The organism is uncultured Cohaesibacter sp., assembly GCF_963556055.3.
GTDB lineage: Bacteria > Pseudomonadota > Alphaproteobacteria > Rhizobiales > Cohaesibacteraceae > Cohaesibacter.
This window is the reverse complement of the sequence record NZ_CAUVYE020000004.1, coordinates 1-9865: the sequence shown is the minus strand read 5'-3', so window position 1 is coordinate 9865 and position 9865 is coordinate 1. Positions and strand designations below refer to the sequence as shown.

Annotated in this window: 11 protein-coding genes; all 11 read right to left on the bottom strand. The window is 54.7% G+C overall.

Annotated features, from left to right (window positions below; genetic code table 11):
* Nucleotides 1-311: hypothetical protein (locus ACHZB8_RS00760; RefSeq protein ID WP_316858024.1), on the bottom strand; the 311-nt coding region annotated here is incomplete at its 3' end.
* Nucleotides 308-1300, bottom strand: a complete 993-nt coding sequence (locus ACHZB8_RS00755; protein WP_316858022.1) for a hypothetical protein — start codon at nucleotides 1298-1300, stop codon at nucleotides 308-310. The genes ACHZB8_RS00760 and ACHZB8_RS00755, both read right to left, overlap by 4 nt.
* 98 nt (nucleotides 1301-1398) lie before the next feature.
* On the bottom strand, nucleotides 1399-1752 hold the full coding sequence (locus ACHZB8_RS00750; protein WP_316858020.1) for a hypothetical protein: 354 nt from the start codon (nucleotides 1750-1752) through the stop codon (nucleotides 1399-1401).
* Between the two features lie 12 nt (nucleotides 1753-1764).
* Nucleotides 1765-2361, bottom strand: coding sequence for a hypothetical protein (locus tag ACHZB8_RS00745; protein ID WP_316858017.1), 597 nt, complete (start codon nucleotides 2359-2361; stop codon nucleotides 1765-1767).
* Complete coding sequence (locus ACHZB8_RS00740) at nucleotides 2354-2806, bottom strand: hypothetical protein (protein ID WP_316858015.1); 453 nt, start codon at nucleotides 2804-2806, stop codon at nucleotides 2354-2356. Before ACHZB8_RS00740 ends, ACHZB8_RS00745 begins: the two co-directional genes overlap by 8 nt.
* A gap of 47 nt (nucleotides 2807-2853) precedes the next feature.
* Complete coding sequence (locus ACHZB8_RS00735) at nucleotides 2854-4119, bottom strand: hypothetical protein (RefSeq protein ID WP_316858013.1); 1266 nt, start codon at nucleotides 4117-4119, stop codon at nucleotides 2854-2856.
* Complete coding sequence (locus tag ACHZB8_RS00730; RefSeq protein WP_316858012.1) at nucleotides 4116-5597, bottom strand: hypothetical protein; 1482 nt, start codon at nucleotides 5595-5597, stop codon at nucleotides 4116-4118. The genes ACHZB8_RS00735 and ACHZB8_RS00730 overlap by 4 nt, the downstream gene beginning before the upstream one ends.
* Nucleotides 5594-6079 carry a hypothetical protein gene (locus tag ACHZB8_RS00725; RefSeq protein ID WP_316858011.1) on the bottom strand — a complete coding sequence of 162 codons (486 nt, stop codon included), beginning with the start codon at nucleotides 6077-6079 and terminating at the stop codon, nucleotides 5594-5596. The genes ACHZB8_RS00730 and ACHZB8_RS00725 overlap by 4 nt, the downstream gene beginning before the upstream one ends.
* Nucleotides 6051-6716, bottom strand: a complete 666-nt coding sequence (locus ACHZB8_RS00720) for a hypothetical protein (protein WP_316858009.1) — start codon at nucleotides 6714-6716, stop codon at nucleotides 6051-6053. The genes ACHZB8_RS00725 and ACHZB8_RS00720 overlap by 29 nt, the downstream gene beginning before the upstream one ends.
* A 142-nt stretch (nucleotides 6717-6858) precedes the next feature.
* Nucleotides 6859-7134 (bottom strand): hypothetical protein, encoded by a 276-nt coding sequence (locus ACHZB8_RS00715; RefSeq protein WP_316858007.1) that lies wholly within the window; start codon nucleotides 7132-7134, stop codon nucleotides 6859-6861.
* A 37-nt stretch (nucleotides 7135-7171) separates the two neighbouring features.
* The gene (gene tssI / locus ACHZB8_RS00710) at nucleotides 7172-9697 is read right to left on the bottom strand and encodes a type VI secretion system tip protein TssI/VgrG (protein WP_316858005.1); all 2526 of its coding nucleotides are present in this window, start codon (nucleotides 9695-9697) and stop codon (nucleotides 7172-7174) included.
* Between the last annotated feature and the right edge of the window lie 168 nt (nucleotides 9698-9865).

The following is a 9865-nucleotide window of genomic DNA, read 5'->3' as shown; positions in this document are numbered from 1 at the left end:
GGCGGAAAAATAAACGGCATTTCGGACGGGCAATCCCCGCGAACAAGACGGCTACCGTCTGTCACCTGGGTTGTGATGGTATAAATCAATCCTTTTTCGTCAGTGCACCACGGCACTAAATTCGGCTTTTTATCTTTCTCCGTTTTCCCCTCTTTTTGAGGCTCCCGCGTATCGATGCTCAAAAATACGCGATTTGAAACCTTGTCCATGGTTCCCCGAACCACAGCACCGTTTTTATCCACTTCCGCACGGAACAGATAGGAATCCCCATATTTCGCTGTTTTTTCTTTATTCTTGCTCGTTTCCGTCATTTGGCCGCTCCCAGGTTGTAAATGGTTGTGTTTGTGGGCACTCCACCGCAGTCCCTACCAAAGCATGGCGGTTCAAAAAGTCTGATTTCCTTTTTTGTATTTAAGTCAACGCGACGAATGGAATAGTAAAAATACTTCCCTTCCGGACCAAACCCACCGGATCGATACCATTCGTCTGTACTCCATATAGGATTTTTCGGATCATCCAAGCGAATAAAATAGGTTACGTTCTGTAACATGTAGACCATAAACCGCCCATCCCAGGAAATTCGATGATAAAACCCCATGTCGTACTGATGCTCCTCGATCATGGACGGGTCCCAGATTTTGATTGATTTGATGAACCGCCTGTCCGGTGTGTAGTAATAAATACCGTCCTCCCGTACCACAGCGAACCGCCCGTCTTTCAAAATGTATTGACCGAACGATTTGAAGGATTTTGATTGCTTCAGCTCCCCGGTCTCCACAAAATATTCAAGCATGCCCGGATCGGAGAGAAACACAACCGATTTGCTGTCCGGCCGCCATGTAAAGTGAGGGATCAACCCTCCGCTCATGATAATGGTCTTGGTCTTGGTCTTAAGGTCGATCAGGTGTTTTTCCGGCAATCTGCTGGTTCCCATTGATATGACAATATACCGGTTGTCCGGCGACCGTACCGGATCATGAATAAAGTTCCGCGCCTCTTTTGAATATAACAGATCCGCCTTGACCACCCGCCGCAGATCACTGCCGTCCAGGCGCATGCTCCAGAGCTCGTAGGATTTAACTCCCGGCGCCCGCCATGAAAACTGGAGACGCGGTGTTGAAAAGATCTCCGGATCGCCATAGATCTCCTCGCCCGCGAATTCGAACACGGGTTTTTTCTCCACCTTTTCCGCAGCCGCCTTGGATTTTGTTTCCTGCTTGCGCTCACAGCCAATTGAAACCAATAGCGTGGCGAGGCAAACAATAAACCAAATCAGCAAAATACTTTTTTTAAACCGCATACCGACATCCCCTATCTTTTTTATTTAGTGAAACTGAAATCTCCATGTAACATACGAAACAGATTCGAAGGACTGAAAAACTGGTTTAAAAAGAAACGCTATTTCGGATTTCGGTCCTTCGAATTTGTTTCGTACTTCGATATTCGCATTTCGGATTTCATCCTTTCCGTCGGCGGAAAAATAAACGGCATTTCGGACGGGCAATCCCCGCGCACCAAAAGAGTGCCGTCGGTCAACTGTGTGGTGATGGTGCAAAGCACCCCGTTCTCATTCGTGGACCAAGGCACCAGCGACGCCCCATCCCGTTTGTCCTTCGGCAAACTCGTATCCACACTTAAAAAGACCCTGTTCGGCACCCAATCCAAAGTGCCCCGCACCACAGCCCCGTTTTTATCTACTTCCGCACGAAACAGATAGGAATCGCCATATTTCCCTGTTTTTTTCTTTGTCATTGCTCGTTGCCGTCATTTAGCCGCTCCCAGGTTGTAAATGGTTGTATTTCCGATCGATCCTGCACAGTCATGGTCAATGCACGGCCATTCAAGCAGCCTGTCTTGTTTTCCCGTTTTAAGATCAATACGAAATACCGAATGATAAAAATACTTCCCTTCCGGACCAAACCCACCGGATCGATACCATTCATCCGTACGCCATAAAGGATGTTTCGGATCGTCAAGGCGAATAAAATAGGTAATATTTTGCAGCATATACACCATAAACCGCCCATCCCACGATATTCGATGATAAAACCCCATATCGTACTGATGCTCCTGGATCATGGACGGGTCCCAGATTTTAACCGATTTGATGAACTGCCTGTCCGGTGTATAGTAGTAAACCCCGTCCTCGCGCACCACCGCAAACCGCCCGTCTTTCAAAATGTAATGACCGAACGATTTGAAGGATTTTGACGTCTTCAATTCACCGGTCTCCACAAAATATTCCATCATGCCGGGTTCGGAAAAAAACACCACCGACTTGCTGTCCGGACGCCAAGCAAAATGCGGGATGAACCCGCCGGTCATAATAACGGTCTTGGTTTTGGTTTTCAGATCAATCAAGTGTTTCTGGATCGTATCCGGTGTAAACATAGAAAAAAACAATATACCTATTGTCCGGCGACCGGACAGGATCGTGTCGAAATCCTGTTCCGATTTTAGAATACAACAGATCCGCCTTGACCACCCGCCGCAGATCACTGCCGTCCAGGCGCATGCTCCAGAGCTCTTTTGACTTCAACCCCGGCGCTCGCCAGGCAAACTGGAGCCGTGGCGTGGAAAAGATCTCCGGATCGCCATAGATCTCCTCGCCCGCGAACTCAAACACGGGTTTTTTCTCCACCTTTTCCGCAGCCGCCTTGGATTTTGTTTCCTGCTTGCGCTCGCAGCCAATTGAAACCAACAGCGTGGCGAGGCAAACAACAAACCAAATCAGCAAAACACTTTTTTTTAACCTCATTAAATCAACCTCTCTTTTTACTTCAATATTGAAGATTGAAATGTTCATGGAGCACACATAAATAAAACCACGAAGGACTCGAAGATCACGAAGGATCAGGCACTTAATCTTTCTTCGTGTTCTTCGCGCACTTCGTGGCAATACATTCTGAAGCATCCCTTTTTACATCGCATCCGTCTCCTTTTTACGAATTTGGGATCGGGCCTGTACTCGGCCGTGAGTGCGCTGGGCAATCCCTGATATTCCGGTCCGTGGATGGTTTTAAAGGCCCGCGCAAAATCGTGCACCTCGTTCGAATCCATCACCTGGATGGGAAAACACGCCTGGAACGCCGCCGGCCGCAGCAGATACAGCTCTTCGTCATTGTAGTCGGCCACCATGGAGCCATCGTAAAACCCGCCGTAAATCGACTGGATGCCCTCGCGGTTGGCGGACGGTTTTTCAACCAGACGGTATTCGGCGTCCAGCCCCATGCGCGCCAGCTCCTCCGGTCCCATGTCGTCGCCGTTTTGGATCATCTCCATCCAGATCTTGTGGAACCGCCGCTGGATATAGGGAAACAGGGAAAACGCCCACCCGTCGTTGAGCACATAGTTGCGGATATAGGCATGCACCCGGTATGTTTTCAGGTTGTCCTCCAGACTGGTCTTATCGTCCACCTGCACCGCGCACCAGGTGATCAGCCAGAACAGCCCGTAGAGCACCTCGGCGCGCAGCCGGTGCTGGATGGCTACATGGCCCTCGGGCCGGTCGGCCTGCGTAAGGTCCAGTCCCTTTTTGGTGAGCCGGCGCGTATTGCCGCTGTAGTGCGCCTCCAGCTCGATGAACGTCTCCCGCTCGGACATGAACCGCGCCAGGGCATTGTCGAACAGCAGCCGGTCCGCGCACGCCGTCACCGTGCGGCCGAAGGTCCATGTCAGGCTGGCCGCGCCTTCGGCCACCGCCACCAGCCCGGCCACGGGCGCGGTGGCCGGCAGCAGCGTCAGCCCCACCAGGACCGCGTCGTGAAGGGCCACCAGCGCCTGGCGCAGGTCCTGGTCTTCGGTCATCTCCAGCGCCATGAGCACCGCGCGCATCTTTTCCAGATGGGCCGCCGCCTCCCGGCAGGAGAAATAGCGCCGCGCCTCCTTGCCCGCACCCTTTTCCGGCGGGCAGATCTTTTCCGCGTACAATTTGCACAGCTCATCATATTTCGCTTCAGCCCCGTCGGTCTTTCCCTTGGATTCCAGATAGGTCGACCATCCATCGAACAAGGCATACGCCGTGAGCGGATACTCGGCCAGTCCCGCAAGGTTTTTCGCGCACGCGCCCCAGCGCCGCAACGCGCTCTTTTGCAGCACCTGGTTGGCCTCGGCTTTCAAATAGCGCACCTGCCACTTGGCATGGGACGCCGCCAGATCGTCGGAAAGCCGCGCGCCGGCACAATCCCCCTGAAGTCCTTCTCGTTAAACGCCTTGAACAACCCCATCAACGGCGTCCGCCCCATCCGCGCCGCCGTCGTCTTGGTAGCCAACGCCTTGACCAGCGACTTGCGCACCTTGTTCTCGATCCCCTGCCACGCATCCATGGCATCGCCCACACCGAAGATCATGGAGACGGCGGAGCGAAGATTCGGATGGCCGGCATCACCAACAGCATTCAGCAAAGATTTTCCAACCGTCTTAAACAACGCCATCCTGCTGTCCGCCCCCAGAATGCCTCCCGCCTGCCCCAGAATGGCCTTGGAAAGCGCCAGCCGCTCGCTCCACGGCTTGAGCCCCAGGGGAATCGTCTCGTCAAAACTCTCCCCCGTCTTGCCCGCCACCTTCTGACGGTCCTCGTCCGTCTGCTGCGCCATTGCCAGCATATTGGCAAACTGCTTGGGAAACTGCACCATCATCGCCTCTTCCACCGAAACCGGATCACACGCCACCACGGCAAAAGAGCCCGCCGCATTGGTGGTGTCAAACGTGACGTGGGTTTTGAACACATAGGTTTTTGTATCAGCCAAACCGGTATTGCAAAAATTCGGTCGAATGCGCGCATCCTTATCTAAAGTGACCTCAATTGTATAAATCCCTGTTTTCAGAATTTTTGGACTTGCCCGATGGGTCGTCAGCCAGAACCTCGACGGTTCGCTTTTCACGCCTTGTGCATCTGCATCCCCAGTTACAAGAGCGTCAACTTCTATACCGGTATCCCTGCCTCTTTGCATGTCCGTCGGCCAGAAAGTAACCTTGGCGTCTATATACAACTTTGACGTAAACACAAAAAAGATCGCACGCACATTAGGCAGGATAAACCCCATATGCACTCGTTCGGGATCACCAACCTTGTCATTATACCAATCCTTGTAGCGAAGCTTCAGTTTCTTGACCTCATCCTTATCCTCGCTTTTCACCGGTTCCGGCGATCGCAGACAAAAAGACATCTGCTTGCCTGTAATGCGCGTTCGCCGCAGCAGCAAAGGTTTTAGTTTGCCTTTCTCTTCGCTCAAGACTTTGGCTAGACCGTCTTTCCACTCCTTTCCCATGGCCGCATAGGCGTACAGCGCCAAATCCGTGGGCGGAAAAATAAACGGCATTTCAGGCGGGCAATCACCGCGCACAAGTAGGTTGCCATCCGTCAACTGAGTGGTGATGGTATGAAGCATTCCGTTCTCATTCGTGGACCACGGCACCAGCGAGGCCCCATCCCGTTTGTCCTTTGGCAAACTCGTATCCACACTCAAAAAAACCCGCTCCGGCACCCAATCCAAAGTGCCTCGCACCACCGCCCCGTTCTTATCTACTTCCGCACGAAACAGATAGGAATCTCCACATTTTCCTGTTTTTTCTTTGTCCTTATACATTTTTGTCATTCAGCCGCTCCCAGGTTGTAAACGGTTGTGTTTGTGGGTACTCCACCGCAATCCCTGCCAAAACATGGCGGTTCAAAGAGCCTAATTTCTTTTTTAGTTTTCAGATCAACACGGCGGATGGAATAATAGAAAAATCTGCCCTCAGAACCGAAATTTCCAGCTTTAAATCTCTCTTTCGTGACCCATGTTGGAGCTTTCGGATCATCCAAGCGAATAAACTTCGTAATTTGCTTGAGTCGATACACCATAAACCTCCCGTCCCAAGACATCCGATGATAAAACCCCATGTCGTACTGATGCTCCTCGATCATGGACGGGTCCCAGATTTTGATTGATTTGATGAACCGCCTGTCCGGTGTGTAGTAGTAAACCCCGTCTTCGCGCACCACCGCAAACCGCCCGTCTTTCAAAATGTAATGACCGAACGATTTGAAGGATTTTGACGTCTTCAATTCACCGGTCTCCACAAAATATTCCATCATGCCGGGTTCGGAAAAAAACACCACAGACTTGCTGTCCGGACGCCAAGCAAAATGCGGGATGAACCCGCCGGTCATAATAACGGTTTTGGTTTTGGTTTTCAGATCGATCAGGTGCTTCTGGATCGTGTTCGGAAGTGAACATGGACAAGACAATATACCGGTTGTCCGGCGACCGCACAGGATCATGACTGATTGCGGTCGCGTTTTTCGAATACAACAACGCCGCCTTGACCACCCGCCGCAGATCACTGCCGTCCAGGCGCATGCTCCAGAGCTCTTTTGACTTCAACCCCGGCGCTCGCCAGGCAAACTGGAGACGCGGTGTTGAAAAGATCTCCGGATCGCCATAGATCTCCTCGCCCGCGAATTCGAACACGGGTTTTTTCTCCACCTTTTCCGCAGCCGCCTTCGATTTTGTTTCCTGCTTGCGCTCACAGCCTACGCCAAACAGAAGTGCGGCTATACAAGCCACCAACCAGATCAACAAAACACTTTTCTTTAACCGCATACGGCCGGCCCTTTTTTTCTCTTTTTCCCCGAACCCTGAAAGCTGACACAACCTATCGGAAATAAAAACCAAAAGCCTTTGTTTGGAATTTCGGTCCTTTGGAGTGGTTTCGTGTTTCGATAGTCGCATGTCGAATGTCATCTCCCAACAGGGAGCAATGAAAGGAAGGTTTTGTCCAACCAAACTGGACACCCACCCCTATGCTTCTTCTTCCGGTTCCTCCGGGGCGATCATCAGTTCGTCGCCGTCGTTTTCGCGGCCGCAGATCTGTTCATAGGAACAGTTCGACATCATATAGTGATTGGTGCCGTCTCCGGTTGGTGTGAATCAGGTCGAAAACACCGGTTTGGGGAACGTTTTCAAACGTCAGCCGCACCCAGTCCCGGTCGAAGCGTTCCCGGCCATGCACCATCAAGGTCTGGGACCAGCCGGAGTCCTTGTGCAAAAGGGTGATGGCGTCATCCGGCTGAAAGTCGGCGTTGTCATCCACCTGGTAGTCGATGGTTACGATGGAGGACGACAGGGGTTCGTCCGCAATTTGGAACACATTGCGCCGGCTGGTTTGGCCGGGTTCCTGTTTGGTTTCAACAGCCGGGATGTAGACGGTATCGTTTTTCCAGCAGGACGTTGGGCTCTTTACGCTTTTCCCTGAGGTCGGCATTGTCAGGGTGGTCCCAGATCAGGCGCCAGTGGGTGTTGTGCCTGCCGGCAATGGACGGCAGGGTGTCGCCGGACTGCACCTTGTACGGGGTGGTCCCGCTCTGGCGGCGGCTGAGCCGTACGTTTTCGGTTGAGCCTTGGGGACCCCACAGGTCCTTGTCCAGCTTGTCGATATCGAAGGTGCATTCTCCCGGTGCGATGGCATTGATCCGGCAGAGGCCGTCGGCGTTGGTCGTGGCACTGTATTGTTTGTCGTTGGCGCCTGTGATGTAAACGTGTTTTCCGGGAACCGGGTTGCCCTGCGGGTCCAATATCTGTACTTCCACCCAGTCGGTCTCGTCCGGATCGGGCGCGGGCGCGGCCCCGGCCGGCACGATGCGCTCGGGTTTTTGCGGTTGGGCCGGTTGGGCCGGGGCCTGTTTGTCGGACGCGGGTTTGGCCGGGCTGCCGGCAAGGCAGGGGTGCACCGTGATGGGGATGTAGGGCTGGCCGGGGATGACGGTTTCCAGGGGTTTGGCGGACAGGGGGCTGCCGCCGCTTTTGATGTTGATCTTTTTGGCCTTGAAAAAAACGCCGGCCGGGTTCAGAAAGAGAAAGCTGTCGCCGACTTTCAAAGTGAGTTCGGTAACGGATTGAAGCACGCCTTCGTCCATGGTGACACTGTGCGTGCCTGCCACGATTTTTGAAATGCCTAGACGGCCTTTTTCCACCCTGTTGCCCATGACGCGCAGCGAGTCGTTGCCGCTGACGCTGACGCTGCGGTCGCCGCCGATGTGGCGGTGGTAGTCGGCGTCGATGCGGGTGGTTTCGTTGCCGCCGGTTTTTTCGTGGCGGTCCCGGCCGGTCTTTTCATAGTGCGATCCGGCAATGGTTTCGTGGGTGTCGCGCCCCGTGTGCGTTTTCCGGTCGTGCTTGACGTGCACGTCCATGTCGCGCTGGGCCTGGATGAACAGCTCTTCCTTTCCCTTGAGGTCCTGGAAGCGAATCTCGTTGCATCCGCCCCCACCGGGGCTGGTGTCGGACTTGAGGCACGACAGGGTCTTTTCGTCGGGCAGCTTGTACGGCGGCACGTTGGTGCCGTGGTAAACGGAACCCACCACCACCGGCCGGTCCGGGTCGCCCTCGGCGAACTTGACCACCACTTCGTGGCCGATGCGCGGGGTGAAGATGGCGCCCCAGTTGGAGCCGGTGAACGGCTGGCTGCAGCGGATGGGGATCGATGTCTTTTCGTTGGATTTGTTTACCCTGTCCCAGTGGAACTTTACGCGCACCCGCCCGAGCTCGTCGGTGTGGATCTCTTCTCCTTCCGGGCCGGTGACAAAGGCGGTCTGGATGCCTTCGACCAGGCGTTTTTGCGGCGGGTAGGCCGGGCGCGGGGCCACGTTGGCGGGCACGGTTTTAAAGGTATTGACGTAGCCGGATGGCCGGTCGCCGGCGTCTTCGCCCAGGACCTGTGGCTGGCGGCCCCGGTGGCGTACGCTGGTAACCAGCCAGTCGCCGTTGGCGCTTTCGGCGTCGGCGCCTTCCAGGGTGAAGGTGTGGCCCGGGCACAGGCGCGGGCACACGCTTTTGCCCTTGCCCGTGCGCTCGGTGCGCCGGACCTGTTCGAGCCGGACGGCGGCCAGGCGGCGGCCTTTGTCCGCGTCCTGGTAGAGACCGGGCGGGTCGTAGATCTGCCGGTCGGTGTCGCGTTGGGCGTCGGCGTGGGTTTTCAGGTCAAGGCCGGGTTTTTTGGGCAAGTAATCCGAGGTCGCAAACCTTCCCGGGCGCAGTTGCACCGATGTCGTATAGTGATAGACGGCCTCCTCCTCGGGCACCATGCGGCCGCCGGGATTGAGCTGCAAAACCGGGTTGCCGTCAATGGGCCGCAGGGTCTCGGCGTGGTCGGCGATGACCATGCGGTTTTGCTTTTCGTCGTGCTCGAAAAAGTAGAACATGCCCTCTTCGGCCATCAGGCGGTTGATGAACGCCAGGTGGGTTTCGCGGTAGTGCACGCAGTAGTCGCGCTTTTCGTAGGTGCCGCGCAGGCGCAGGTCGAAATCAGCGGCGGTATAGCCGACGGAATACAATGTTTCTTGGATCAGGTCGGGAACGCTTTTTGCCATATGATTGCGCACATCGGCCTTGTGCGTCAGGTGCCACATCAGTGGATAGGCCCACACCTGATAGACATATTTTCTTCCGATTGAAGTACAGTCCCCTATGGCGCCGACAATGCCTTGCACGCTACGCGGAATATCCCCGGTGTCTAGGGTGAGGCTCACCGGCGCCCGCAGGAAACGTTTTTGCTCGTCCGGGCCTATCCAGTCCCGGCAGACCAGCTTCAAATAGAGCTCGAACGGCTCGTTGACCGTCTCGTCGAGCCTGAAGTCGAGGACGTCGAAGTGGTGGTCCTTGTACTTGATGTCGATACTGAAATGGGGCGCGTTGCTGTTGATGGACATGGCCATACCTTTTTCCGGTTTGCCGGGAAGTCGAAGGAGACACCCCTTCAAGCCGTATTGTGTTTCAGGGACAAGGCGCTGCGCTACTATGGACGGCGTGGTGGTGGCCGGCGCGGGTTGTCCGGTTGTCGGGGCCGCTGGGCGCGGCTATCTCATAAACGTACGGAAGGTCGT